This is a genomic window from Bacillus inaquosorum KCTC 13429, assembly GCF_000332645.1.
Lineage (GTDB): Bacteria > Bacillota > Bacilli > Bacillales > Bacillaceae > Bacillus > Bacillus inaquosorum.
Genome location: NZ_AMXN01000004.1, coordinates 439066 through 465231 on the forward strand (window position 1 = coordinate 439066; position 26166 = coordinate 465231).

Sequence of the window (26166 nt, forward strand, 5' to 3'; positions counted from 1 at the left end):
ATTAAAGCTCCCTCCGTATCTTACATAATATCAGTATATCACATACCGATTTACAGCTATAGAACCTCTTTTATGACACCAAATGGATGATCTGACTGCTTTGAAATGCATCTTTAACATGATCATGGCATGTAAAATACAAAATCTGCCTTCCGCCTTCAGATAAATCATAAAGAACGTCTAATACACGTTTCAGCCTTTCCTGATCAAAATGGACAAAGCTGTCGTCAAGCTGGAACGGTAGCCTGGCCCAATCATGACGTGTAACGGCCAGAGCAAATCGGATCGCTGTATACAGCTGCTCACACGTCCCTTGTGATAGCTCTTCGGCATGATAAACAGTTCCATCACAATGCATGACCATAATGGAATCATCCGTTTCAGAAAAATAAATCGTCTTGTAGCTTCCATCAGTCAATGGACGGAAAAATTCTCCGGCGGTCTCCAGAAGGCGCGGAAGCTCGACTTTTTTATGACGCTCCAATTTATTTCTGATCACCTGTTTGATCATTTGTATTGAGGCCCATTTTTTAGCGGTTTCTTTGACACGCTCTTTTTGCATTTCCGTTTGCAGCTTGAGGTCTGAGACCAATCCCGACGCCTCTAATTGTTCCTGTTTGACGAAGAGCAGTGCGATTTGACTCCGAAGCTGTTGGATCTCCTCAGTCAGCCATTCTTTTCTTTCATTCTCAACGAATTGCTTGTTTTTCAATTCAGTAAGCGTATTGGAATCCGCCAGTTCAATCTCCTCTGGGTGTCCGCCTTGAAGCTGTGCGTTTATGTGATGAAGTTTGATCTCCATGTCCTTCAATTTCTTGCTGATGTCTGCAATGGCGCAAAACTCATTTCTGTCTTTTACAGCCGCCGCGGCAAATAACTGTTCGATCTGGGCTTGAAAATACTGTATTTCTTGCTCCAGCTCCAGCAGCTGCTCCTTTGTATAATGAATATCTGTTTCAATTCCCTTTTTTTGCTTCTCGATTTCTTTTTCACGTTCAACGTTTTTTTGCAATGTGTGAAGGGCGTCCGAAATAGAGATGTTCTCACTATGATTCTCAGACATAAGCTTTCTGACGCGTTCTTCGAATGTGCGCCGGTGTTTTTTCAGCCGTCCGGCTTCAATTGTCAGCTCATGCTTTTTCTTCACTTCTTTTTTGACATCCTTCATTAAGCTGTAAGCATCAAGCAAAAAAGACGGATCTTCCTTGAATCCGAGCTCCTTCATAAAACGCTCGACCTGAGTAAAGGACGGGGCCATATCGGCTTCCCACTGTTCAAACTGCTGGATGACCCTTTCATAAGCCGTCTCTTTTTGCTGGAGCACTGCCCGCTGTGTGATGAGATGCTGTTTATTGCGGTCATCCTCCCATAACGCTTCTCGAAGCGCTTCGGCTTCTGCCGGCGAAATGTCCGTCATTGGCTGTCTCGGCTCCCCGCTGTTTCGGGAAGACGGTGTTTTTTTCCCTGATGCAAGCCAATACACGATAAGAGCAGCCCCGATACTTATGGCGGGAATCCATTGCTGCAGCATCAGAAATAGAACGATGAACAACATACCAGCTGCAATAACAGTCTTTTTCTGTTTTGCCTGCTGCCTTTCAAAAAACTTCAGCTGTTCTCTCAGCTTCGCTTGCTCCTGATGCTGCCCCTGTGCTTCATCATATGCTTTAAGAGCCGCTTCTTTATCTTTTCTTTGGCTGTTTTCAAGGATGGCGGACGAAGCAGCATGAACAGCCTTTTCTGCGTCTTCCAGCTCTTGCCGGGCAAGTTCAAACGTCTCATCAAGCTGCCGTTTTCTGTCTCTTGCCTGTACGTATTGCTGCACCGCCTGCTGAAGCTGCCATTCATAGTCATATGACGTGTTCATATTCAAAAGCTCATTTTCATCCGTTTTATTGAGCTGTTCCAGCCCGGCCGCTGCCTGTGCAGACGACTGGCGCAGCTGTGCCTGAATGGCGGCGAGCTGTTCTCCGCAGGATTGATACATATGAAACCCTGCCGAAAGCTCTTGTATCAGCGTTTCTTTCGCCAATATTTCTTTATCCGGGTTAAGCTTTTGCATCTGCTTGTCCAGTTCTGCCATCTTCACCCGAAGTGCCTCAAGCTGTGCGGATTTCGGGTGAAGATGGGATTCATACTTTTCCAGCTGATGCAGCCCGTCAGCCGGAAATTGTCCCGCCCGTTCCGGATATTGAGCAATCGCCTGTTCCAGCGCCGCTTTTTCATTTTGCAGCGGCTTCAGCTCAATCGCTCCCTCAATGGTTCGGATATGTCCTGCCGCCTCCTTCAATTCGGTTTCTGCCGCTGCAAGACGGGCTTCAAGCGTTCTTTTTTTCTCAAGAAGCTGATGATAGCCCGCTTCCTCTGCTTCCGCCTGTTTGAGCTTCGCTGTCAGCTGCTTAAGCGTTTCCAGCTCCTGATTCAATTGAGGGTTTCGCCCGTTTGGTTTATAGAGCCTTTCGCTTTCCTTTGCCAGTCTTGAATCAAGTTTAGATACGGCCTCGGCGCCAAACAAGCTGGAAAACAGCAGAAATTCCCCAATCTTGTCCCGATTAAAGGCGTGAATTTCCTGCAGCCCGAATACGTCAAACGAATAAATGGCTTTGTACAGCACCCTGTCCGTGCCCTGGAATAGCTGCTTTAAAAAATCTCCCTGCTTCACTTCGCCCTTTTCTGTGTACACTCTCAGCTTTTCGGCAGTCCCTTTCGTCCGTTCGATCTTCAACACCCCATACTCAGGATGTTCAGCTTCAAGAACACCGCCGTAGACACCGCCTGTTTTCGGTTCATATTTTTTCGTTTTCGGAAAACCGAACAGCATGCTTTCAATAAATGACATCATCGTCGTTTTTCCTGCCTCATTTAATCCGTAGATTAATTGGACAGGTGAGGCGGAAAAGTGAAAGGTCCGATTGGAAAATTTCCCGTAATGGTAGATATGTAAAGATTTAATTCGCAAAGCTTTCACCGCCTCATGTTTCAAGCACCTTAAGCTGTCTTTTCAATAAAATTTGTGCCTGCTCTTTTATTTCCTTTAACTCCTCTTGGCTAAACCGGTCCGCGTGCCTTCTATATACAGGGTGACGCTCAAGCCCTTCCAGCACATCTGAGAGATCGCCGCCATCAATGTCTTCAAATAAACCGCCGAAAAAAGGGTCAAGGTTTGTAAGGTTTGTTTCTTTTTCTGTCTCATCTTCTAATGAAAGCGGCCAAATGAAGTGTTCCTCCTCCGCCTCTTGCTCCTGAAAAGCTTCAAGAAGCTCGTCCAAAGTGCCTCTCGGAGCCTCCAGCAGCCATTCCGGCGCCCGCCCTTGCAATATGAGTCTTACACAAACAGGGCTCCCCTTTGTCCGCAGCTTCGAAAACGCGTCCTCAACCATTTGGAAAAGGGCAGTCATATTCTTTGCCTCCGTCACATCAACTGCCGCTTTTTCCCACAGGACATCATGCGCTTTCTGAAATTCATAAGAAATGTCTCCGTTTGTCACACGAACGAGATAATAGCCTTTATCTCCAGTCTCCTTCATATGGCGCGCTTGCGTGTTTCCCGGATAGATGACTGCCGGGTTCCCGGCAGAAAGAATTTGGCGTTTATGAATATGGCCAAGCGCCCAATAATCCATCCCGCTTTTTACGAGATCGTCATGTGTAAACGGGCAATACGGATCGTGCCCTTCAGATCCCGATAACGTACCATGAAGCATACCGATATGAAACGGCGCATCAGTTGACCTCCGGTAGCGGGCGGCTTGGTTTTCCGTTACGGCCCTGGCCTGATAGCTGAAGCCGTAAATGCTTGCTATGCGCCTGCCTTCCTTATAAAACGATTTTTCTTCAGGAACAGCGGATGTAAAAATGTGGACATTCTCCGGCCATTCAATCGGCGTCCACTCCCCGCCCAGATGATCGTGGTTCCCAAAGATCACATAAACTGAAATCCCGCACTCTCTGAGTCTTTCAAACTGTTTTTTTAAAAAAAGTTGGGCCTTTAAGCTTCGATTGGCTTCGTCAAACAGATCCCCCGCCAGCAAAATGAAATCAACGTTTTCTCTCACTGCGGCATCTATTATATGTCTCACGCTTGCAAACGTGCTTTCTTTGATCCGGGCAAAAATCGGTTCCGGCAGATGCGATATCCCGTAAAACGGACTGTCAAGATGAAGATCTGCCGCATGAATAAAGGTTAGATCAGTCAACATTCTGCTCCTTTCCAGGATGAAGTACCCTTATTTTAGCACCGAATTCTTGCGAATGCACGTTCTGTCAATAAAGAAACAGCCTGAGAATCCCCAGGCTGTTTTCCAATCAGTTTTTCGCTAAACGCAGCGCTTGTTTGATCGCTTTGAACGCGCTTGAATTGCCGTAAATCAACACACCGCCTTTGTAAATTCTGGCGCCGATGACGGCCAGTATGATAATGGTGAGCAGTGTGATTCCGATTCCGGCAGCCGCCTGCCAAAACGGAATATCAAGCATGCCGACGCGCAAGAACATAATCATTGGCGTAAAAAACGGAATAAACGAAGTTACCGTAATAAATCCTGCGTCAGGTGCATTCAAGCCGAACATCGAGATCATAAAACCGGCGACAACCAATAGCGTCATCGGCGTGATCGTTTGCTGCACGTCCTCTATTCTGCTGACGACACTGCCGAGAAACGCGGCGAGTGTCGCGTATAAAAAGTATCCGAGCAAAAAGAAAATAACAGCATAAACAACGGTCGTTGCTGAAACGTCGGTCAGATTAAGAAATCCCCCGACAGATGAAGCTGTTTCGCTCGTTTTGTTCAACCTTAGCGACAATGAGCCGGCAGCTATAATGACAGCAAGCTGTGTGATCCCGACGAGCCCGATGCCGAGCAGCTTTGCAAACATCTGCTGGATCGGCGGCATGCTTGAGATAAGAATTTCCATGACACGCGAAGATTTTTCGGTTGCGACCTCCATTGCAATCATGCTGGCATACATAATCACAGAGAAATAGATGACAAACAGCATAATATAAACAAGCCCTACCGTCTGGCCCAGCTCTTCCTCAGACTTCGCTCCCTCTTTCAGCGCCTCCTGCCCGACAGTAACGGGCGCATAAAGGCTGCTGATCGTTTCCTGCGAAACGCCGAGCTCCGCCGTTCCGACAGCCGTTTTGGTTTGCGTCAGCGCCTGCTGCAGCGTTTGATATGTGCTTTCATCAGAAATCGTTAACGCTTTATATGTTCCTGAAATGGTCCCTTTTTCATCACGTTTGATGATGAGCATGCCATCGAGGGCATCATCTTTGACTTGCTTTGTGACCTCATCCTCCGATTGCTTCGACTGCTTCACATCAAGATCGCTGTCTGTATCCACCGCTTTCAGCTGCTTCGAGAAAACCGGATATAATTCGTTTGTTTCATCAACAACGGCGATTTTTTCTTTCGCATCATCATCTTGAAACAGAGAAATGATCGACTCCAGATTCGTTACAACTAAAACAAGCAGTACCGTGATAACAGTCGAAATAATAAAGGATTTTGCCATAATCTTATTTTTATATGTATGAGAAAGCATGATCCAAAATTTATTCATAGACGGCCCCCACCTTTTCTATAAAAATATCATGCAGTGACGGCTCTTCAAGTTCGAACTTTCTGATAAACCCTTTTCCTTGGAGCATGGCAAAAATCTCTTGAGAGATGTCTTCATTGGCAATCTGCAGCTTGACGCCGCCGGCCGTTTCCTTCCATTGAAGAATGCCTTCATGAGACTGCAAAAAACGCAGATCGTCATCGGAGTGAATCGTGACATTCTTTTTGCCGAAGGAACGCTTTATCTCCTTCAGCCTGCCTTGCACAACCGGCTTTCCTTTCTGCAATATGCAAAGGTTCTCACAAAGCTCCTCCACATGCTCCATCCGGTGGCTGGAAAATAAAATAGAAACACCGCTGTTTTTCAGAGAGATTACAGCCTCTTTTAACAGCTCAACATTGACAGGGTCCAAACCGCTGAATGGTTCATCAAGAATCAGCAGCTCCGGCTTATGCAAAACTGCCGAAATAAATTGGATTTTCTGCTGGTTGCCCTTCGAAAGCTCTTCCACCTTCTTATTTTCGTAATCTGTTATATTGAAGCGATCAAGCCATGTGCCGAGCTCTTTTACAGCCTCCCGCTTCTCCATCCCTTTTAATCTGGCAAGATAGACAAGCTGATCCTTTACCTTCATTTTCGGATAAAGGCCCCGTTCTTCCGGCAAGTAACCGATTTTGTTGCTGATACTGTAATTCACAGGACGGCCTTTCCAGCTGATTGAGCCCTCCGTAATGCTTAATAAGCCAAGGATCATGCGAAACGTCGTCGTTTTTCCCGCTCCGTTTGCGCCTAAAAGACCGAACATTTGCTGTTCCGGAATGTCTAAGTCTAATCCGTCAACGGCTTTATAATCTCCAAATGTCTTCGTTACGTGATCAATCTTAAGCACCGAATCTCCTCCTTCCCTGACCCATTATATACTAATTTTGGATGAAACATAATAAAGGATTTTGATTTCCTGTTTAGAATATAAATGAAGAAAGAACGATAAATCTTGAAAATGGAGGAGAAACCTGATGGCTGATTATTTCCTTACAGCTTTTGATCCTTCGGGGAAAACACTGGTAAACGAACGATTCGAGGCAGAAAATGAAGAAACGGCAAAAACGCATGGTGAGGCCCTGTTAAAAGAAAAAGAGCTTCACAGTCATACCCATCGTTTAGTCAATGCAGCCGGAAAGCTGATTTTATTTCACAGATGATCAGCTTTCCGGCTGATCTGTTACACTTGGAACTTCGGCTCCCGTTTTTCTAAAAAGGCACGGATTCCTTCTTGGTGATCCTTGGTCCTTCTCATTTTCTCTTGGGCGCTGCGTTCAAGGGCAAGCACCTTTTTCAGTTCTTCAAGCTGGAGGCTCTGAAAGATGGCTTTCGTTTCGATCATCGCCAAAAGAGGTGAGGCCAAAAGGGTTTCGATAAAGGGCCTCGCGCCTTCCGCAGGGTCTCCGGCAAATGTCCCGTCAATGAGGCCCATATCGGCGGCTTCCGCGGCGGAAAGCTTTTTCCCGGTCCAAATCAGCTTTTTCGCTTTCGCCTCTCCAATTCTTTTCTTCAGCAAATAATGCCCTCCGCCGTCCGGAACAAGCCCAATGCCGATAAAATTCATCGCGAGAACAGCGTTTTTTTCTGCGAGCACAATGTCAGCGCACAGTGCCAAACTCAGGCCCAGTCCCGCAGCAGCACCGTGAATAGCAGCAATTGTCACTTTCTTCATTTGATATAATGTCAAAGTGACAGCCTCAATCGTATCCATCAGCTGCTTAAATTGATCAGGGTCATGCTCTGACGTCATCATCCGGATGTCTCCGCCGGCCGAAAAGCCTTTCCCGGTTCCTCTCAGGAGAACGATAAGCGCCTCGCTTGCAGCCGCCTTATCAACCGCCTCCTTCAGTTCAGACAGCATCTGTTCATTCAGGGCGTGATGGGCATCAGGGCGATTCAGGATAATCTCGGCAACGGCTCCATTCCGTTCATATTGAATAAATTCCATATGAAGCACCTCCATGTATGCGCTTGCTTTTTTCTTTCTCCTATACATTCCCCGCCATCCTCAAATAAACCTTTTTATTTTTCAAGGTCAATAGATACTGAAAAATGCATATTGTTTGAATGAAAACATAAAGTTTTATATAGTGAAAAAGAAGGGATTATCAGGATGAGAAAGGGGGAAAGGAACATGGATAAATTGCTGATCAGTTTTCTGTTAAGTTTATTTATGGTGTACTTTCCCCCTTCGGACGTGGTTCTGCCTTCCCAGCTTGAAGCAAGCACTGACAGCTATGTGCCTATGTCCTCATATCCGCAGGAAACACAAACGGCCAAAACACCGTCGCCGGGCAGCATGTACCCGGCAGAGCTGATCAAAGAGTACAGCCCGCTGGCGCAGTCTGTCAGGCAGCTGTCTGTCAAACCTCTTGACGAACCGCTGATAAACAGGTTGGAAAAGGTTTGTGCCGTCCCTGTCAAATACCAGTCTAATTACCTCCGAATATAAATGTTCTTGTTTTTAACTTACCCCATTTAGCCAACACTACATTCGGAGGGATTTTCATTGAATATTAAAGAAAACGATCTGCCGGGCATCGGCAAAAAATTTGAAATCGAAACGAGAAGTCACGAAAAAATGACGATTATCATTCATGATGACGGAAGAAGAGAAATTTACCGGTTTAATGACCGGGACCCCGATGAGCTTCTTTCCAATATCTCATTGGATGATTCTGAAGCAAGGCAAATTGCCGCTATTTTAGGTGGCATGGTCTATAAACCGCAAGCGCTGGAATCCATCGAAATGGCCTTCAGCGATCTCATTATTGAATGGTTTAAGGTCGAAAAAGGCGCCAAATCAATTGGGCGCACGCTCGGGGAGCTTGATGTCCGCCAAAACTACGATGTCACTGTGATTGCCATCATCAAACACAGCCAGGAAAAGCTTTTAAATCCCGGAGCCGATTCGGTTATTGAAGAAAATGACACACTTGTCCTCTCAGGTGAAAGAAAGCATCTGAAGAAACTGATTCATGATTTTCTTTCTGGAGAGGGCGTGTGAACGGCCGATGGATCATCTTGTATTTGAAGTCGGGACTGCGCTTGTTCTTGTGGCGATTGCCAGTGTAATCGCCAACAAAATTAAATTTTCGATTATTCCATTTCTGATTGTGCTTGGAATGCTGCTTGGACCGCACGCGCCGAAAGTGGGGATTATTGACCTTACGTTTATAGAAAGCAGTGAAATCATCGAGTTTTTCGGGCGGATGGGCGTGCTGTTCCTCCTTTTCTATCTCGGACTCGAATTCTCCGTAGGAAAATTAATCAAATCCGGAAAATCAATTGCAATTGGCGGAACGATTTATATCTTGATTAATTTCAGCCTCGGGCTGCTTTATGGATTTATCACCGGGTTTTCCTTTCTAGAAGTCCTCGTCCTCGCAGGCGTCATCACAATCTCGTCAAGTGCGATTGTCGCAAAAGTGCTCGTCGATTTAAAAAGAACGGCCAATCCGGAAACCGAGCTGATTCTCGGCATCATTATGTTTGAGGATATTTTCCTTGCCGTGTATTTGTCCGTTGTTTCAGGTCTTGTGTTAGGTGATGCGACATCAGTCGGGAGTGCGCTCTTGTCCATTTTGATCGCTTTCGGTTATATGCTGCTGTTTTTTATCGCAGCCAGAAAGCTCCCGCCGCTCTTGAATAAGCTGTTGGACATTCGCTCAAATGAAGTGTTTATTATCGTCATTTTCGCCGCACTCTTTTTTATCGCCGGGTTTTCAGAGACGATCCATGTAGCGGAAGCGATTGGCGCGCTGCTGCTCGGTTTGGTTTTTTCAGAAACAGAGCATTCCGATAGGATTGAGCACCTTGTCGTTCCGTTTCGCGACTTCTTCGGCGCGATGTTCTTTTTCAGCTTCGGCCTTAGCATCGACCCGTTTTCGCTCGGTGAAGCGGTTTGGCTTGCACTGGGAGCAGTGATTCTGACCATTCTCGGAAACTTTATCGCCGGAATGGTGGCAGGACGACGCGCAGGGCTTTCCCATAAGGCTTCATCGAATATCGGACTGACGATCGTTTCACGGGGAGAGTTTTCGATTATCGTTGCGAATCTCGGGATAGCCGGCGGCCTGTCAGCCACTTTAAAGCCGTTTGCCGCATTATATGTCCTCATTCTGGCGATTTTAGGACCGCTTTTAACAAAGGAATCAAAACGAATTTACCGCTTACTGAACAAGGTATTTAAATGGAAGCCTGATGTTCAGCCTGCAAGAAAACAGGGATAAAAAAAAGCAGCACTGTGATCAGTGCTGCTTTGTCGTTCTCTCAAAAATCTGCTCTAAATATTTGATTTTTTCGTCCGTGTAGTGTTCAAAGCGCTCATTGTACGATTTCGGATCTTTCGGATTGGCAAAGTGCGTAATTTTCCCTGTATCACGGTCTATAAATTTGCTTGCTGCGCCGCAGCCGATGCCGATAATCGTCTGCACCTCTTCCATAATCATGATGTTGTAGATGCTTTCTTGTCCCGGCAAAGAGTATCCGACGTTTTCAAGGTTTCCAAGAATATTTTTCTGGCGGTATAAATAATAAGGCACGTACCCATGCTCTTTCGTCCAGGCTACCGCGTCATCCATCATTTGAGAAACCTCTTCCCTGCCGGCGACTTTGTACTTATGCTTGTTTCTCGTCATTTCTGAGGCCCGTTTAAAGGAAAGAGTATGAACCGTAAGGGATTCCGGCATCAGTTTTTCCGTTTCTGAAAGGCTGTGTCTGAACTCCTTCACGCCTTCCCCGGGCAAACCGATAATCAGATCCATGTTAATATTATTCATGCCGTGCTGGCGTGACAGATGATATTTCTCAATGGTCTCTTCAACTGTATGATGCCGTCCGATCGCCTTCAGCGTTTCGTTTTCATAGGATTGTGGATTGATGCTGATCCGGTCAATGTCATATTTGTTTAAAACGGCGAGTTTTTCTTCCGTAATCGTGTCAGGGCGGCCGGCCTCTACCGTAATCTCGCGAATGTTTTTCACATCAGGGAAGGAGCGGACCATTTCTTCATACAGCAGATCCATTTCCTCCGCTGTAATGCTTGTCGGCGTCCCGCCGCCAAAGTAAATGGTTGTAACCTTCACATCATGCGCCTTCAGCCATTCGCCGATTTTCTGCATTTCATAATGCAGCCCCCATAAGAATGAGCCGACTCTGCCCGCCTGCCCTTGGATGGCGTACGCAGGGAATGTGCAATACGCGCATTTTGTCGGGCAGAACGGAATGCCGATATAAATACTGACTTCATCCTTTACTTGATACAAATCCGGCACTGCCGCCAGCTGCCGGTCAACAATTTCCTGCATTAACCCGATTTTCTCATCATGAATTAAATAGTCCTTTTTCAATTCAGCATGTGCCTGCTCCTGCGGCATTCCGCTTTGCAGCTTTTTATGAAGCAGCTTTGTCGGCCGGATCCCTGTCAGGATTCCCCACTTTTGCGTGATGCCCGTATGCGCTTGAAGAAGATTGAGATACACATAAGAAATCGTGTTTTTCACTTGCTTAAAAGCTTCTTTTTCATTCATGCCGGGAGAAAAAGATTTTGTATGCTGTTCCGTTATGCCAGTTCCCTTCACTTCTCCCGAAACCGTCACATGCTCATCCGTTTGTGAACAGTCTAAAGAAATGACAACATCTGCGGGCTCCCCTCCGCCGTACACAAGCTCGCACTCTTCATAAAACAAATTTGCAATATTTTGCAGAGGCCGATGCAGGCGGTCATCATGTATGCCTTCTATTTTAATTTGCAACTTCATCACCTAATTTATCAGATTCAAAACTTTCTTTAGTGTACAGAAATAAACCGTTAAAATCAATCCGGCAAAAAAGCCGCCGCACCTGTCAGGGCGCGAGCGGCTTTTTTACACACGTTTCATGTGGAACTTATCAAGAAATCCTTTTCGCTGCTGCATCCGGAAATATTCCTTCATCATGTAAGCAACACCCTGCTCGTCATTGGACCTTGTGACCCAATCGGCCTTTCTCTTAATCTCCGGAGCGGCGTTCCCCATCGCTACCCCAAGACCGGCAAGTTCAATCATTGGGAGATCGTCATACTGATGTCCGATGGCCACGACATCATCCATGGTCAGGCCCAGCTCTGAAGCGACGAGGGCCAGACCCGCTTCCTTCGAGACACCTTTCGGGACGATATTCAGCTTCTCATCGTTTACGCGAATAACATCAACCGCAGAGAAAGCTTTCGTAATCGTTTCTGTAATGTCATGCTGAATGTCGTGCTCCGTGTACACCTCGATGACAGGTGCGCTCACTGGCTCATCCATGAGAAGATCACTTAATGATTCAACAAACTGGACTGGATAAAAGATCGGATCAGACGGGTGAATGAGTGCTTTCCCTAATAAATTTGAATTCACCTTTTTCTTGTTTCCGATCGAATACTTCTCGTGAAGAAGCCGAATATTGCATTGATAGCTCTCCAGCACTTGAACAATATTAAAGGTGTGATCGTCAGAGATTCTTTTTTCAAACAACGGGGCGTCTATTTTCTCAGCGATGTATGCCCCGCTATGAGTGATCAGCTTGGCATCAAGCTTCAGCGATTTTGCTATTTTCTGTGCTGAACGAAAATGACGGTTGGTTACGAGTGTGACGTAAATCCCTTTTTTCTTAACATATTCAATCGCGTCTTTCGTTGCCTGATGAATCTTTCCGTTCGACCGAAGAAGCGCTCCATCTATATTTAAGGCAAGCAATTGTTTTGACACAGAGATGTCCCCCTCCTTGATGACTGTACTTGTGTATAGAATATGACCCTGTCTCTGTGTTTAGAACAACCTTTTCTGCAAAGCAAAAAAAGCCTGGCTCAGCAGACTTTATGTTTTTGGCATTATGATAGGATACGATCGAAGCAGCCATTCTCCCTAATATCGTTATTTCGATTTACGAAAAATCATGTATCAGGAACCCCTTGTTTGACCAATGATGCGCTCCGAACACTTACTCTCTGTTGCTTATCCCCTCTATATAACGGCATGATATGCGACCGTATCCAATTGAAATCAGGTAAGTGTAGGCGCTTTCAAAGCCATTATCTCAGTTTTTCTTGCTGATGACAAGGGTTTTTTTAACTAAAAAAAGTATCCAAATGATGTATACTAAGGTAGGATCGGTTGTTAATTTTTGGAATATATCGCTTGATTCAGAACATATATTCCCATATAATATAAATAATAAATGAAAGAGCGGTGATCAGGTGGCTGACTTAAAAGAAATATACAATGAAAAACTGATATCTCAATTGATACACCATATAAAGGCATCTTGTCCTGATTTTAACCAAGACAGATTCGAGGAACAATTGCTGCAGGAAGACTGGCCTGAACTCGCTTTAAAAGAGCGGATGCGCCCCATTACAGCTTCCTTATACGAAACACTGCCAAAACATTACGATGAAGCGCTCACAATTTTACGGGATGCAGCCCCTCATTTTAAAGGACTAAGCGGAATTCTATTCCCTGATTATGTAGAACAGTACGGGTTAGCGCATTGGGAAGAATCAATAAAGGCATTGGAATACTTTACGCAATATTCAACCTCAGAATTTGCTGTGAGGCCTTTTTTGCTTTTAGATCAAGAAAAAATGATTGCACAATTGCTTAAATGGTCCGAGCATAAAAATGAACACGTGAGAAGACTTGCGAGCGAAGGAAGCAGGCCACGCCTGCCATGGGGAAAATCGATACCCGCTTTGAAATCAGACCCTTCCCCCGTTCTGCCGATCCTTGAGAAGCTGATGCAGGACAAGTCCTTGTATGTAAGGAAAAGCGTGGCCAACAACCTTAATGATATATCAAAAACGCATCCTCATTTGCTAAGAAAAGTCGCAGATCAATGGTACGGAACACATCCCTATTCCGATTGGATCATCAAACACGCCTATCGGACCTTATTAAAAAAGGGTGATAAACAGGCCTTATCGCTTTTTGGTTATGAAAATGCTGATTCAATACAATTACATGATTTAACATGTCAATCAAGCCATATAGCCATTGGCGAAAGCCTTGAATTTTCTTTCTATATTCATTCAGACAGGGATCAAAAAGTAAGAATTGAGTACGCAATTGATTTTGTAAAAGCAAGAGGTCAGCGTCATCAAAAAGTATTTAAAATAACAGAAACAAATATTAGAAAAAACGAAACTAAGCCGTACACAAGAATTCAATCCTTTAAGGATCTAACTACCAGAAAACATTACAAAGGAATTCATACATTATCAGTGATCATCAATGGAGAGGTAAAAGATTCATTGGATTTCCAAGTTTGCTGAAAGAATAAAAAATCCCTTCTTTTCCAAGAAGGGATTTTGCTGTTTAGCCTTCGACACTGCCGTAAAGCTCTTCTAAAGGCTTCATAATGATTTTGTTCAATTCACCGATCAGCACGCTCATGCGCTGCTCCGCTTCCATCAGCTGAGAAATTTTTTCGTGCTGCTGTACAAGCGCAACTGTTTTTTGAGCCTGCGTCACTTCTTCTTGTGTAATTTCTTCTCCTGCCATTTGTTTTTGCTGGAGTCTAAGCTGCACATCACGGAAGTTTTCGAACATGCGCTTCGCTGATTCATCTGCGTTTACTTCATCGTACAGGTTTTTTAAACGGGTGAACTCTTCGCTCCCGCGTAATGCTTTTTCCAGATCATACGCTACATCATAAAAATTAACAGCCATTGTGTATAGCTCCTTTCATCATTGCCGTTTGACATACCACTCCACTATAACAGACTATGGAGCTGCTTTCATTAATCAAAAACCATTTCTTCTTAAAAAAGGATGACAAACAATGCTTGAATCGCACCTATGATTCCGCCGAGAAGGCCTCCCAAATAGGTAATCATTTTAAATTCTTTTTTGGAAATGGACAGCACCATTTCTTCAAGACGCTGCACCGGGAACTGATCCACCTGCTCCTTGACGATTTCCTCAAGGCGCATCCGTTTTAAAACACTTTCAAGATTGGCCGAAATCCCTTCAAGCAATTTGTCTAACAGCGCTGGCAGCATTTGCTGGGTCAGCTCAGATTCATAGCGCACGGTAAGCGTGCCAATCGTATTGTCAAAGAAAGGAGCAGTCGAGAATGTTTGCAGCACTCTTCGTTTCAGGCTGAAAATGAGCGCTTTGGCATTCCATTTTTCGTCTGCCTCATAAAACGTGTACTCCCTCAGCTTACCCCATTCATTTTGCAAGAGATCAGAAAGCAGTTTATTTGTTTCCTCATTCCGCAAAAACTTCAGCAGCTCCGGCAGCACGCGGTCCGCGAGGCTTGTATTGCCCAAAAACATTTGCACCATGCTTCCAAGCATGCCGCGCTCTTTTAAAAAGTCATCAATCATATTGCCGAGACGGATTTTCCCTTCATCACTTTCAAAATAACTGACACTTCGTGACAATATATATCCTGAAATCATCGGGATCTTTTCCTCAAGCTTTTCCTGCACTTCCAAAGGCACCAGCTCTTTTAACGATTGATGCTCGTATTGGCGGAAAAGCTTATTCAGCTTATCATCGGTCCAGTTGCTGATCCATGCGTCTGCCGCTTCATCAGGACGCTTTACCCCGGCATTTTCAAGTGCTTCTTTTACTGTCATTTCAGAAAGTGACAGCTTTTGAATCAGCTGTTCCCCGACTTGAAGAGCCTGCGCTTTGGCTGTATCAGAGACGAGCCGCTTTTTAATACCCTCAGGGGTTAAGAGATGATTCACTACCATCAGCCCCATTTGTTTTGCAAGTTCATCCCGTCTTCTCGGAATCAGCCCGGGCGTGAAAGGAACTCGTTTCCCAAACAAATAGTACGCTTTATATGGCCTAAATAGCATTTGAATTGCTAAATGATTGGTTACCGCTCCAATGGCAGCGCCGATCACGATCATAAAAATAAAGGTTCCTGCAATACCCATTCCTATTCATCTTCCTCCATCTGTGCTTCAGCTTTTTTTCATATAGATGTTGTACCTATTCGTATTATAGAGGCTGATGCAATCACTTAGCAAATGAGGAGACAAATTCCTGTTGTCAGAAAATCAGCTTGTTCTTTTGGAATAGGGCAAGGTGGAGAATCGTATTCTGTAAAGTAGAATACCGTCAGCTGCGTTCGTCTTACACGTATTTAGCGTAAAGCTGCTGACACCCGCCGGCAGCTTTTGAATAAAAGGGGGAGTCTCACCATGATAACACTTGGTTTTATGTCCTTATCCCGCCAGCATGAAGCGGACTATTCCGCAGAGTTGGCCAAAAGAGCACCCGAATTTGGCATACGTTTCATCCGGTTTACACCGTTTGATATTTTACCTGACACCTTGCGTGTCAAAGCATCGGTCTATCACTCGGCCAGCAGCACATGGAACGAAACTGAAATGGCGATTCCAGATTATATTTATGACCGCTGTTTTTACGGCAAGGATTCACAATCCCAAAAAGCAAAACCGATCGTTGAGTGGCTCAAAAAATATCCGAAAACGGAATTCATCGGGCTGGGTCTTCCCGATAAGTGGACCGTTCTTCATGATCTGCAGCAGCACGCTGTGATCAACCCCTATATTCCGGAAACGATGAAGGTGAGCCGCTATGAACAAATCCACTCCTTCTTAACCAAAGAAAAAGCCTGCATCTTAAAACCGGCGTTCGGCGCAGGAGGCAGAGGCGTTATTCTTTTGGAGCTGGGTAAGAAAAACATAACCGCTACTTATCACATCGGAAAGGATAAGCAGACAAAAACCTTTTCCAACCAAACTTCTTTCAAAACATGGTGCAAAAAAGTGCTTCAGCATCAATATTTGCTTCAGCCTTATTTAAATATTCAAGATAAGGAGCAATACCCGTGTGATATCCGCCTCTTCATGGAAAAAAACGAAGCAGGTGAATGGAATACAGTCGGAAAGGCAGTGAGACGCGGATACAAACACGGGCTTTTGGCCAATTTGTCAGGCGGATCTGATGCGTTGACATTCGATTCATGGTTTGAAGATATACCGAAAAAACAGCAAGTGGTCTTACTTGATGACGTGTTCTCGATTACCCAGTCGGTTCCGTATTACCTTGACGAGCGCTACGGGCCGCTGTTTGAACTCGGGCTCGATATATGCCTTGCGAAGGACGGGAGAATTTGGATCCTAGATATCAATTCCAAACCGGGCAGGAAATCAATCCTGCGTGTCTCTCCCGAGCAAAAAGAACAGCTGTATACCTGTCCCCTTAAGCGCTGCCAATATTTGTTTTCTGAGCAAAGCCAGAAAGGAGTTCTTCCGCGTGAATCGTAAACGGTTTTTGATCGGCATAGACAAAACCAGTGAAAATACCCTGTTTCTCCCCTCTTCCATGAAGCGAGACGGACTTTTGCATGCCGCATTCGGGACGAAGGTTGTCAGATGCCACATTTCTTACAGACGGCATCTAGAACAAACCGTGCTTCTCTCTGAAAATCTGTTTCATGAGCTTTTGCTTCCCCATCGAAGCAGGGCTGACATCCTGATTCATGATCATACGGTGCATATCGGGCCGTTAATCGGCATCTTTACGGCAGGTTTTACCGTATCTCTTGAGCGCCCTTTTAAGGATCGTTCCCTCTTTTTTTCTAAGCTTGTTACGTTACACGAGCAAGCAGGAGGCTACTGCTTCGTTTTCGGCGCACACCAAATCAATTGGGAGGAGGGTACGATTGAAGGGCTCCTATACAGAGAAAACGGCTGGGAGAAAAAAATCGTCCCGCTGCCGAACGTCGTTTATGACCGTTTGCCAAACAGAAAAATTGAAGATTCGCTTCTCTTGCAACATACAAAAAAACGGCTGATTGATGAATATCAAATCCCATGGTTTAATAAAACATTTTTTAATAAATGGAGCGTTCATCAATTGCTCGAAAAAGATCCGAGAACCGCCCCTTTTTTGCCGAAATCCGAGCTGACACCATCTGTGGAGAAAATTGCAGAACTCTGTGAAGCATACAAAAAAGTCTATATCAAACCGGCAAACGGAGCACTCGGCACTGGGATATATCAGCTGACAAAAACAGACGATGGCCTGACAGTGAAACATACAAACGACGCCAAAACGTTTTCTTCAATCGATTATTCAGATGCCTCCGCATTTCTGGCAGAATTTCAAAAACAGCACGACCCGTCTGACTTTCTCATTCAGCAAGGTGTTGATCTGATCAAATTTCAAGGCAAACCAGCGGATTTTCGTGTCCATACCAATAAAAACAGAAAAGGGAAATGGACTGTGACAGCAATAGCCGTAAAAATTTCCGGAGAAAACAGTATTACAACACATCTTTCTAATGGCGGAACTGTAAAAACACTTGCAGAAGTATACGATGATCCTGCTGAAAGAATTAAGGTCATTAAAAAGCTTTCTGCTGCGGCACTGACGGCAAGCCATGTGCTTCACGATCATATTGAGGGGTTTATCGGGGAGATTGGCTTCGATTTTGGCATTGATCAGAACGGTAAAGTATGGATGTTTGAAGCGAATTCACGTCCGGGCCGCAGTATTTTTTCTCATCCGAATTTGTATCATGTTGATTCTTTAACAAAACGAAGAAGCTTTGAATACGCCTCCTATCTATCCGAGAAGGCGATCACCTCCCATGAAGCGCTGTGGCCTTCGTAATCTGTCCGCTTTTTTTATTAAAGCGGGCCTATCTTTATCCAGGGCTAGGACAAACTGTATCCCAAAGACCTCTTCAATGATGTTCTGAAACAGTGATACAATGAACATAATTCGTTCGTATCCAGGTCAATTGACATCAATTTTAAGGAGCGTGGCCGTAATGATTTCTCATTTCAGCTGGAAACCTTTGTTCCAAAAAGAAAAGCTGCCCGGATGGAGAATTTCGTTTTATTATAAAGGAACTCATTATGAAGGCATCTATCATAAAAGCGGTGAGATTGAATGGGGAAATTTGTTTCCCGCCCGCGCTGACGAGCCTGCTCTTAAAAACGAGATACATGAACTGATGCTTTTTCATATTTATGACTAGCTTAGCCTGAACGGCTAAGCTTTTTTTTATGTCTTCTCAAGATTTACCACTCAATTCTCCGCATGAGTTTCCGGCCATTTTAACATAATACTAGTAACAAGCCGGCAAGCATTGGGTTACGCCGAGACGGCAGTGATACCCGAGACGGGTCCACAGACTGGTGCAACTCCAGTTAACCCAACCATACTAAACAAAAAGGAGATTTTACACATGGCTAACCAAAACTCTTCAAATGACTTACTAGTTCCTGGCGCAGCTCAGGCTATCGATCAAATGAAACTTGAAATCGCTTCTGAATTCGGCGTTAACCTTGGAGCGGATACAACTTCCCGCGCTAACGGTTCTGTCGGAGGAGAAATCACAAAACGTTTAGTATCTTTCGCTCAGCAGCAAATGGGCGGCAGAGTACAATAACAACTCAATATATGGCTATGAGGGCGCGGTTTCCGCGCTCTCTTTATATTTGTCACCCTTTTTTCCTGATCCACATATCCTAGAAAAAAAGGGAGGGAATAAGGGTGTCATTCATCGCCGTTGTGAATTGGGAACTGGTTCAGTTCGTAAGTATATCCATGATTCATGAATATGTTTCCCATCGTTCTGTCTATTTGTACAGGTATTCTTTCCCGCGCTGTTCAAATTGAGAACATCCTTTTATAATGAGGGCGAGGAGGTTTTTTGATGAAAATCGCTTTATTTGGAGCCAGTGGCCGCGTCGGACAAGCTTTTTTAAAACAAGCTGCCGCAGATGAACAATTTGACATTTATGCTCTGGTCAGATCTCAACCTACTGAGCTTCCCCTTCCAAAAGACCGAATCGTTATGGGGAACGCACGCTGCCGGGAAGATGTGAAAAAAGTTATGAAGGATGCTGAAATCGTGATCAGCTGTCTCGGTACAGATGGTGATGATACCCTGTCAGCAGCTTTGACACACATTCTCGACATTATGCTGGAACAGCATATCAAAAGGCTGATTACAATCGGCACTGCAGGCATTCTTGATTCCCGATATGAACCGGGAAAATACCGGTTTGAAACAAATGAATCAAAACGAAAGCTGACCCGCGCAGCCAAGGAGCATGCAAAAGTATACGAAATGCTAAAAGAATCATCTTTAGACTGGACCATCATCTGCCCCACTTACCTCCCGGACGGAACAGCCACCGGCGTTTATCGTGCGGAGCGTGACGTTTTGCCGGAGGGCGGTTCAAGCATTACGGTCGGTGATACTGCTGATTTTCTCTATCGTGAGCTCGTTACAGGAGAGTATGTCGGATACCGTGCCGGACTGGCTTATTAAGTACATATAAAAAACCCAAAACACGATTGTTTTGGGTTTTTGAGCGTTATGCAATGGAATGCTTTTGACCCTTTTGCAGCTCATACATTTGATAATATTGGCCTTTGACCTCCATCAATTCCTCATGGTTCCCTCTCTCAACTATTTCTCCTTTATCGAGGACCAAAATCTGATCCGCGTTTCTGATTGTTGAAAGCCGGTGGGCAATGACGAAGGTTGTGCGTCCTTGTTTGACGACATCGAGCGCCTTCTGAATCACGGCCTCTGTCTCTGTATCAATGTGTGCCGTTGCTTCATCTAAAATCAAAATGGCGGGATCAAACGCCAAAGCTCTTGCGAAAGAAATTAACTGCCGCTCTCCAGAGGACAGCGTGCTCCCTTTTTCAATCACAGGTTCATTAATGCCTTTCGGAAGCTTTTCCAGAAGCGGCTCGGCTCCGACTTGCCGCAATGCTTTTTTGATATTTTCTTCAGTCATTCTCTCGTCATCCAGACTTACGTTAGAACCGATTGTGCCCGAAAATAAGTACGGGTCCTGAAGCACAATGCCCATATGGGATCTGAGTTCCTGTCTTGACATGTTGTAAATGCTTCTCCCATCAATCAGAATATCCCCTTTTTGTGCGTCATAAAAACGAAACAGGAGATTCAAAATTGAGCTCTTTCCTGATCCGGTATGGCCGACGAGCGCTACGGTTTCGCCTTTTTGGGCGGTAAAGGAAATATGCTTTAATACCTCTTCACCTTCTTGATACGCAAATGACACATCACGAAATTCAACCCGCCCCAGCGCGCGCTCCTTCGCCGGTTCACCCGCTTCTTCCGTATTCTTTTCTTCAAGCAGTTCAAAAACGCGGCCGGCGGAGACCCGTGCAAGCTCCAGCTTTGAAAACTGATTGACGATGCCTGTAATCGGCTGAAATAACCGGTTTAAATAATCGACAAACGCGTACAGCACACCGATGGAAACAACCCCGGCCGCATTCAGGCTTGCACCGCCAAAATGCCAGATCAGACTGACAAACGCAAGGTTCCGGATCACATTGACAAGGTTATGGGACATTAAGGAGTTTAAATTCAGCATCCTGTTTTGAAAGTAAAAATGAGATTCATTTAATTCCTCAAATTCTCTCATCGTTTCCTTTTGATGACGGAAAGCCTGAATAATCGTCATGCCTTGAATGGACTCATTCATTTTTGCGTTAATGTCACTGTTGATCGAACGGATTTTTTGATTGTAATAAGACGCGTATTTTCGGTATATGACCGACCACAGCCAGATAATCGGCACAATTGCCAGACACACAAACGCGAGCTTAACATCCAGCAGAAACAAAGCCGTGAATATCCCGAGCATATAGATTCCGCTTGTCACAAATGTTGACAGCACTGTGACATATAAATCCCTGACGGCCTCCGTATCATTGGTAATCCGTGCAACCACTTTGCCGGCCGGAAGGTTGTCAAAATAGCGAATCGGCATTTTTTGTATATGCGAAAACACGTCCTGCCTCATCTTTTGGATAATACGGTTGGCGCTCATCTGCAGCAAATAATGCTGTCCGTATTGAAAGAATACCGAAAAGACAAGCAAGCCCCCATACAGACAGATCAGAAACACCATTCCCATTATTTCTGGTTGATAGAACTGGAAAAGTTCCTGCTTTGACAGCTTTTCGGCAGCATATGTCCGGCTCTCATCGCCGTTTGTAATCGTCAGCTTTCCGTCAAAAACCGTTCTGTTTCCGTCAAAACTGACCGCCTGATCAACAAAATAAAACGCCATTCCCACTTGATAAATATGCGCTTCTTTTTCTTTAGAAACAGGTCCCTGCATACGGTCCTCTCTGACATAAGAGACGCCGTGAAACTGAACGGCGTTTTTATCTTTTTCCGCAGCTTCATACCATGTTTTCTCAATGCCAAGGATATGGTCGTCAATCATTTTTTTGCCGATAAACGGCCCGGTCAGTTCTGCCCCGACAGCGATCGCAAGCAATAGGACGGCTGTGATCAGCAATTTTCGATAAAGGAGTGCGTATCTCCATAACGTTTTCCCTGTTTTCATGCCCCTGTTCCCCCTTCCTCCGCAGTGAACAGCTGCTGTCTTTCATATTGTTCCCGGTACCACCCATTATTGGCCAGCAGTTCCTGATGCGTGCCTCTCTCAGAAATCACGCCGCCGTCCATCACAAGGATCAGGTCAGCATGCTCTACCGCGGATAAACGGTGCGTCAAAATAAATGTCGTTTTTCCTTTGCGGTTTTCTCTGATATTGCTGATAATCGCCGCCTCTGTTTTGGCATCTACAGCAGAAAGCGAATCATCCAAAATCAAAATCTCCGGATTCGCCATGAGTGCTCTCGCAATCGAAATTCTTTGCTTTTGCCCGCCGGACAGCGCCACGCCTTTTTCACCGACCATTGTCTCCAGACCGGACGGAAGCATGTGTAAATCGTTTTTAAAGTGTGCTTCGGCAATCGCTTGCTTAACCTCTTCATCACTTGCATCCTGTTTTCCGTATACAATATTTTCTTTTACCGTCCGTGAAAACAGCAAATGATCCTGCGGCACATATCCGATCCACCCGCGGAGCCGGTCAAGAGGGATCTGCTCAATCGGCACGCCTGAGAATGTGATGCTCCCTTCACCGGTAGGGTACTGGCGCAAAAGCTGCTTAATAATCGTCGTTTTTCCGCTCCCGGTTTTACCGGCAATCCCGACAGTCTGCCCTTTTCGCACTGTAAAAGAAACATCTTGAATATTGCTGCTTGTTGAGCTTGGATATGTAAAGCTGACATGGCTGAAAACGATATCTCCAGGCTCTTTCAATTCAGCTGGCTGCTTTGGATCTGTCACATCCGGTTCATAAGATAGGGTTTCATTTACCCGATCTAATGACGCATTGCCTCGCTGCATCACATTAATGAGTTCACCGATTGCAAACATCGGCCAAATCATCATGCCGAGATAAACATTAAAGGAAACAAGCTCGCCAAGCGTCAGCTCATTCCGGAACACTAGAAACGCTCCGTAGCCGAGCCCAATCAGATAGCTGGCGCCGACAAGCAGCTTCACCGTCGGCTCAAACAGCGAATCAATAAAAGCCACTTTCATATTTTTCTGATAAACATCGGCGGTCATTTCATTAAACCGGCGGACATCGTTTGTTTCCTGTACATACGCGCGAACCACCCGCACGCCTGAAACAGATTCAAGCACCCTGTCATTCAGCGCCCCGAACGCATTTTGGGCCTCCGTAAACCGCTCGTGAATTTTACTTCCGTATAGACTGATTGCAATCGCCATGACGGGAAGCGGGATAATGGCGGCAAAGGTCAGCTTCCAGCTAATCAGAAACCCCATCGTCAAAAAGATCGTCATCATAAACATCGTAGAGTCGACTAACGTCAATATGCCAAACCCCGTCGTTAAACTGACAGCCTGAAGATCATTCGTCCCCCGTGCCATTAGATCGCCTGTACGGTTTTTTTCATAAAACGGTGGTGACATGGCCAGCAGATGCCCCATCAGCTTCGTACGAAGAATTTTCTCCATCACATTCGCTCCGCCAAACAGCTGATGCATCCAAAAATAAGACATGATATACACGGCCGCCGTCAACACAAAAAAGATACCGATATAAAACAACAGCCCTTCCGCAGTAAACGCCCCCGATTTCATATCATCTATGGCGTTCCCCAAGAGCTTAGGCGGAAACATTTCAATTACATTGACTCCTAATAAAAGCACAATCGCAATCGTATAGCGCAGCCAGTAAGCTTTAAAAAACCAGCCAAGCTTTTTCAATACTGAAAACATCGATTCCCATCTCCTCATCAGCCGCCTTCTATTTTTTCCTTGCAGCTTTTTTCGTTCAGTTTGACATGAGCTGCCCTCGCCTTTGTATTTGTCTTCACATCCCATACACCTGTCTTTCCTTAGATTTTGTATATAAAAAAGGCATGAAGCGACAGCTCCATGCCTTTTTTAACCGATATGATATGCACAGCGCTTTTCAGCGCGCGGCTCGACCAAAAAAACCGTTCAATTAAACAGAACATAGGGTTTGCCGCGCCAATATGAAACTGTTTGATAAACACGCAAATTCCTTGGCATAGCAAACCCTCCTTCCATTCTGATTTCATCTTTTTTCATCATATAAACAAAACCTTTTTTTGTCAATCATGACTTGAATAGGAAAAGGTTAATTGTACTCAAATCCGGGTATTGTGTTGTAAGACGTTTTTTGAAAGGGTGAGAATGATGTTTCATGCTGACCGTATCATTGTCGCGTTTGACGGAAGTGAAAATAGTAAGAAAGCGCTTCAGACAGCCATCGATCTTGCTAAAACCGTAAATGCCGCCATTACCGTCGCCCATTCACATGATATGAAAGACAATCAAACCATCATCGACCCGCCGAGGCCCGCAGCAGGGGCAAGCTATATTGGCGGAGGCATGACAAGTGTTCCTGATCCGCTGATATCAGATGTTGCACCACCTGAGCCAATGATCTATGAAGACCGTACGGAAGAAGTCATCGCCGAAGCCAGAATGATGCTGAATGACCAGCAGGCAAATGGAGATATCGATATATTAGAAGGTGATCCGGCTGAATCGATTATCGAACATGCAAACCGCATTTCTGCCGATATGATCGTAACCGGAAGCAGAGACCAAAACAGGCTGAAAAAGCTAATATTCGGAAGTGTAAGTGAAAAGCTTTCAGCGAAATCTGATATACCCGTTTTAATCGTGAAGTGAGCACGCCCTGTGCTCGCTTTTTTATATTCATAATTGTGAAAAAACATAGATTTTCGTTTTTTTCTGTTATAATGCTTTCGTGCCCAAAAGCACAAAAGCATTAAAGATATATATGGGGTGTTATTTTGGATTCTCAAAAAAAGCTGACATTTCCGTTAGCCGTCGGTTTATTTATATTCATGTTAGCCATCATTATTTCTTGCTTATTCTTTCTTCATACAGAACCGCATATCCCGCTGTTTCTATGTGTTGTCATGCTTTCAGCAGCCGGTTTATGGTTCGGTTTTTCTTGGAAGACCCTAGAAAAAGGGATTGTGGATGGGATCAAAAACGGCGCACAGCCAATTATTGTTCTGGCGCTGATCGGCATCTTAATCGGCGCTTGGATGTACAGCGGCGCCATACCGTCCGTAACAGTTTATGCCCTGTCCTTTATTGAACCAAGCCACCTTCTTTTGACAGCTTTGTTTTCATGCATGATCATCAGCACACTTGTCGGCTCAAGCCTGACAACTGTGAGCACGATTGGGGTAGCGCTGATCGGCGTGGCGAGTGCGGCCGGCGTTCCCCTTGAATGGACAGCAGGCGCAGTCATATGCGGTGCTTGTTTTGGTGATAAAATGTCTCCGATGTCGGACACAACCAATTTCGCCGCCGGCATAGGCGAAATACCGATCTTTGAACATATTCGCCATATGATGGGCACTACCATTCCAGCTTTGCTTATCACCATCGTTTTGTTTTACTTTCTCGGTTTATCTGTATCAGCGGATGCTGCTTCAACCGATGATATCCAACATGTCATCACCGGAATAAAGGATGCCGCAAACGTGACACCGTGGGCTCTTCTTTCCCCGCTCTTAGTCGTTTTGCTGGCGATTAAGCGTGTATCTGTAATTCCCGTTCTGACTATCGGAATTATTTCCTCGGGAATTTTGACTGCTATTTTTGTACCTGACAGCAGCTTGCAGGCGTTTATGACAGCTTTGCAAAATGGCACGACGTTCCAAACTGACAATGAAGCGGCCGCAAAAATTATCAACAGAGGGGGACTGCAATCCATGATGGGCTCTGTCTCTCTCATTATGATTGCTTTTGCACTGGGCGGATTAATGGAGAAAATCGGATTGATTTCTGCACTTTTGGAAGGCGTCATGAAAGGCATCCGCTCAAAAGGCCGTCTTGTTGCGGCGACCGTCGGCTCAAGCATCGGCGTCAATCTTGCAACCGGCGAACAGTATTTATCAATATTAATACCGGGACAATCATTTAAATCCTTATATGACAAACAAAACATCCAGCGAAAATTTCTGACAAGATCATTGGAGGACGGCGGGACATTGATTAACCCGTTGATCCCTTGGGGCGTCAGCGGCGCTTTTATGGCGAGCGCGCTTGGTGTTCCCGTCATAGACTATATCCCGTTTACGTTCTTCCTCTATATATCACCGATGATCTCCATTTTGATTGGATTTGTTAAAAAATAAAAAG

The 26166-nt window shown here is 45.1% G+C and carries 25 protein-coding genes; 13 read left to right on the top strand and 12 right to left on the bottom strand.

The window, feature by feature from the left end; all coding sequences use genetic code 11:
• Window positions 1-70 precede the first annotated feature (70 nt).
• From BSI_RS08405 to BSI_RS08390, 4 genes are all read right to left on the bottom strand, one after another.
• Window positions 71-2968, bottom strand: a complete 2898-nt coding sequence (locus BSI_RS08405) for an ATP-binding protein (protein WP_080030858.1) — start codon at window positions 2966-2968, stop codon at window positions 71-73.
• A 4-nt stretch (window positions 2969-2972) separates the two neighbouring features.
• Entirely contained in the window at window positions 2973-4199 is a 1227-nt protein-coding gene (locus BSI_RS08400; protein ID WP_003239509.1) for a metallophosphoesterase family protein, read from the bottom strand.
• A gap of 106 nt (window positions 4200-4305) precedes the next feature.
• On the bottom strand, window positions 4306-5565 hold the full coding sequence (locus BSI_RS08395; RefSeq protein ID WP_003239511.1) for an ABC transporter permease: 1260 nt from the start codon (window positions 5563-5565) through the stop codon (window positions 4306-4308).
• A complete protein-coding gene (locus BSI_RS08390; RefSeq protein ID WP_003239512.1) occupies window positions 5558-6454 on the bottom strand; it encodes an ABC transporter ATP-binding protein in 897 nt (298 codons plus the stop codon). Before BSI_RS08390 ends, BSI_RS08395 begins: the two co-directional genes overlap by 8 nt.
• Window positions 6455-6581: 127 nt before the next feature.
• Between BSI_RS08390 and BSI_RS08385 the strand changes: the two genes are divergently transcribed.
• Entirely contained in the window at window positions 6582-6767 is a 186-nt protein-coding gene (locus tag BSI_RS08385; protein WP_003239513.1) for a YhzD family protein, read from the top strand.
• A 20-nt stretch (window positions 6768-6787) separates the two neighbouring features.
• On the opposite strand, the gene BSI_RS08380 is transcribed toward BSI_RS08385, so the two are convergent.
• Window positions 6788-7555: an enoyl-CoA hydratase gene (locus tag BSI_RS08380; protein ID WP_032732182.1), complete on the bottom strand. Its 768-nt coding sequence runs from the start codon at window positions 7553-7555 to the stop codon at window positions 6788-6790.
• Window positions 7556-7741: 186 nt separating this feature from the next.
• Here BSI_RS08380 and khtS point away from each other — a divergent pair, with 186 nt between their 5' ends.
• From khtS to khtU, 3 genes are read left to right on the top strand one after another with little or no spacing between them, the layout of a single operon-like run.
• The gene (gene khtS, locus BSI_RS08375) at window positions 7742-8059 is read left to right on the top strand and encodes a K(+)/H(+) antiporter modulator KhtS (RefSeq protein WP_003239515.1); all 318 of its coding nucleotides are present in this window, start codon (window positions 7742-7744) and stop codon (window positions 8057-8059) included.
• Window positions 8060-8116: 57 nt separating this feature from the next.
• A complete protein-coding gene (gene khtT / locus BSI_RS08370; RefSeq protein ID WP_003239516.1) occupies window positions 8117-8614 on the top strand; it encodes a K(+)/H(+) antiporter subunit KhtT in 498 nt (165 codons plus the stop codon).
• A gap of 7 nt (window positions 8615-8621) precedes the next feature.
• A complete protein-coding gene (gene khtU / locus BSI_RS08365) occupies window positions 8622-9839 on the top strand; it encodes a K(+)/H(+) antiporter subunit KhtU (protein WP_003239517.1) in 1218 nt (405 codons plus the stop codon).
• A gap of 18 nt (window positions 9840-9857) precedes the next feature.
• Here khtU and BSI_RS08360 read toward each other — a convergent pair whose 3' ends face one another.
• Together BSI_RS08360 and BSI_RS08355 are read right to left on the bottom strand one after the other, a co-directional pair.
• Window positions 9858-11363 (bottom strand): coproporphyrinogen III oxidase, encoded by a 1506-nt coding sequence (locus tag BSI_RS08360; protein ID WP_003239518.1) that lies wholly within the window; start codon window positions 11361-11363, stop codon window positions 9858-9860.
• A gap of 111 nt (window positions 11364-11474) precedes the next feature.
• Window positions 11475-12341, bottom strand: a complete 867-nt coding sequence (locus BSI_RS08355) for a Cof-type HAD-IIB family hydrolase (RefSeq protein ID WP_003239519.1) — start codon at window positions 12339-12341, stop codon at window positions 11475-11477.
• 488 nt (window positions 12342-12829) lie between these two features.
• On the opposite strand from BSI_RS08355, the gene BSI_RS08350 reads away from it, so the two are divergent.
• Window positions 12830-13903, top strand: coding sequence for a DNA alkylation repair protein (locus BSI_RS08350; RefSeq protein ID WP_003239520.1), 1074 nt, complete (start codon window positions 12830-12832; stop codon window positions 13901-13903).
• A gap of 43 nt (window positions 13904-13946) precedes the next feature.
• Here BSI_RS08350 and BSI_RS08345 read toward each other — a convergent pair whose 3' ends face one another.
• Window positions 13947-14300: a YlbF/YmcA family competence regulator gene (locus tag BSI_RS08345; protein ID WP_003239521.1), complete on the bottom strand. Its 354-nt coding sequence runs from the start codon at window positions 14298-14300 to the stop codon at window positions 13947-13949.
• A 92-nt stretch (window positions 14301-14392) separates the two neighbouring features.
• Window positions 14393-15526, bottom strand: a complete 1134-nt coding sequence (locus BSI_RS08340) for a DUF445 domain-containing protein (protein ID WP_003239522.1) — start codon at window positions 15524-15526, stop codon at window positions 14393-14395.
• A gap of 267 nt (window positions 15527-15793) precedes the next feature.
• On the opposite strand from BSI_RS08340, the gene spaC reads away from it, so the two are divergent.
• The 6 genes from spaC to BSI_RS08315 all read left to right on the top strand — a co-directional run bounded on the left by spaC (window position 15794) and on the right by BSI_RS08315 (window position 19908).
• On the top strand, window positions 15794-16885 hold the full coding sequence (gene spaC, locus BSI_RS08335; protein WP_003239523.1) for a spore coat associated protein SpaC: 1092 nt from the start codon (window positions 15794-15796) through the stop codon (window positions 16883-16885).
• A complete protein-coding gene (yheD, locus tag BSI_RS08330) occupies window positions 16875-18236 on the top strand; it encodes a spore coat associated protein YheD (RefSeq protein WP_003239524.1) in 1362 nt (453 codons plus the stop codon). The genes spaC and yheD overlap by 11 nt, the downstream gene beginning before the upstream one ends.
• 151 nt (window positions 18237-18387) lie before the next feature.
• On the top strand, window positions 18388-18606 hold the full coding sequence (locus BSI_RS08325) for a YheE family protein (protein ID WP_080010759.1): 219 nt from the start codon (window positions 18388-18390) through the stop codon (window positions 18604-18606).
• A gap of 210 nt (window positions 18607-18816) precedes the next feature.
• Complete coding sequence (gene sspB, locus BSI_RS08320; protein ID WP_003233287.1) at window positions 18817-19020, top strand: beta type acid-soluble spore protein SspB; 204 nt, start codon at window positions 18817-18819, stop codon at window positions 19018-19020.
• Between the two features lie 104 nt (window positions 19021-19124).
• The gene (locus BSI_RS22160) at window positions 19125-19250 is read left to right on the top strand and encodes a hypothetical protein (protein ID WP_080010758.1); all 126 of its coding nucleotides are present in this window, start codon (window positions 19125-19127) and stop codon (window positions 19248-19250) included.
• A gap of 37 nt (window positions 19251-19287) precedes the next feature.
• Window positions 19288-19908 carry an NAD(P)-dependent oxidoreductase gene (locus BSI_RS08315; protein WP_003239526.1) on the top strand — a complete coding sequence of 207 codons (621 nt, stop codon included), beginning with the start codon at window positions 19288-19290 and terminating at the stop codon, window positions 19906-19908.
• 46 nt (window positions 19909-19954) lie between these two features.
• Here the strand turns inward: BSI_RS08315 and bmrD are convergent, their stop codons facing one another.
• From bmrD to BSI_RS08300, 3 genes are all read right to left on the bottom strand, one after another.
• The gene (bmrD, locus tag BSI_RS08310; protein ID WP_003239527.1) at window positions 19955-21976 is read right to left on the bottom strand and encodes a multidrug resistance ABC transporter ATP-binding protein/permease BmrD; all 2022 of its coding nucleotides are present in this window, start codon (window positions 21974-21976) and stop codon (window positions 19955-19957) included.
• Window positions 21973-23730 carry a multidrug ABC transporter ATP-binding protein BmrC gene (gene bmrC, locus BSI_RS08305; RefSeq protein ID WP_003239529.1) on the bottom strand — a complete coding sequence of 586 codons (1758 nt, stop codon included), beginning with the start codon at window positions 23728-23730 and terminating at the stop codon, window positions 21973-21975. The genes bmrD and bmrC overlap by 4 nt, the downstream gene beginning before the upstream one ends.
• A gap of 119 nt (window positions 23731-23849) precedes the next feature.
• A complete protein-coding gene (locus BSI_RS08300) occupies window positions 23850-24011 on the bottom strand; it encodes a hypothetical protein (protein ID WP_003239530.1) in 162 nt (53 codons plus the stop codon).
• 163 nt (window positions 24012-24174) lie between these two features.
• Between BSI_RS08300 and BSI_RS08295 the strand changes: the two genes are divergently transcribed.
• Both BSI_RS08295 and nhaC read left to right on the top strand, forming a co-directional pair.
• Entirely contained in the window at window positions 24175-24675 is a 501-nt protein-coding gene (locus BSI_RS08295; RefSeq protein WP_003239531.1) for a universal stress protein, read from the top strand.
• Between the two features lie 125 nt (window positions 24676-24800).
• Entirely contained in the window at window positions 24801-26162 is a 1362-nt protein-coding gene (gene nhaC / locus BSI_RS08290) for a Na+/H+ antiporter NhaC (RefSeq protein ID WP_003239532.1), read from the top strand.
• The last annotated feature ends 4 nt before the right edge of the window (window positions 26163-26166 follow it).

What these genes read in the sequence shown, in the direction of transcription:
- BSI_RS08400 (WP_003239509.1), bottom strand. Translation starts at nt 4,199, where the DNA reads ATGTTGACTGATCTAACCTTTATTCATGCGGCAGATCTTCATCTTGAC.
- BSI_RS08395 (WP_003239511.1), bottom strand. Translation starts at nt 5,565, where the DNA reads ATGAATAAATTTTGGATCATGCTTTCTCATACATATAAAAATAAGATT.
- BSI_RS08385 (WP_003239513.1), top strand. Translation starts at nt 6,582, where the DNA reads ATGGCTGATTATTTCCTTACAGCTTTTGATCCTTCGGGGAAAACACTG.
- BSI_RS08380 (WP_032732182.1), bottom strand. Translation starts at nt 7,555, where the DNA reads ATGGAATTTATTCAATATGAACGGAATGGAGCCGTTGCCGAGATTATC.
- khtS (WP_003239515.1), top strand. Translation starts at nt 7,742, where the DNA reads ATGGATAAATTGCTGATCAGTTTTCTGTTAAGTTTATTTATGGTGTAC.
- khtU (WP_003239517.1), top strand. Translation starts at nt 8,622, where the DNA reads ATGGATCATCTTGTATTTGAAGTCGGGACTGCGCTTGTTCTTGTGGCG.
- BSI_RS08345 (WP_003239521.1), bottom strand. Translation starts at nt 14,300, where the DNA reads ATGGCTGTTAATTTTTATGATGTAGCGTATGATCTGGAAAAAGCATTA.
- BSI_RS08340 (WP_003239522.1), bottom strand. Translation starts at nt 15,526, where the DNA reads ATGGGTATTGCAGGAACCTTTATTTTTATGATCGTGATCGGCGCTGCC.
- spaC (WP_003239523.1), top strand. Translation starts at nt 15,794, where the DNA reads ATGATAACACTTGGTTTTATGTCCTTATCCCGCCAGCATGAAGCGGAC.
- sspB (WP_003233287.1), top strand. Translation starts at nt 18,817, where the DNA reads ATGGCTAACCAAAACTCTTCAAATGACTTACTAGTTCCTGGCGCAGCT.
- BSI_RS08315 (WP_003239526.1), top strand. Translation starts at nt 19,288, where the DNA reads ATGAAAATCGCTTTATTTGGAGCCAGTGGCCGCGTCGGACAAGCTTTT.
- bmrD (WP_003239527.1), bottom strand. Translation starts at nt 21,976, where the DNA reads ATGAAAACAGGGAAAACGTTATGGAGATACGCACTCCTTTATCGAAAA.
- bmrC (WP_003239529.1), bottom strand. Translation starts at nt 23,730, where the DNA reads ATGTTTTCAGTATTGAAAAAGCTTGGCTGGTTTTTTAAAGCTTACTGG.
- BSI_RS08295 (WP_003239531.1), top strand. Translation starts at nt 24,175, where the DNA reads ATGTTTCATGCTGACCGTATCATTGTCGCGTTTGACGGAAGTGAAAAT.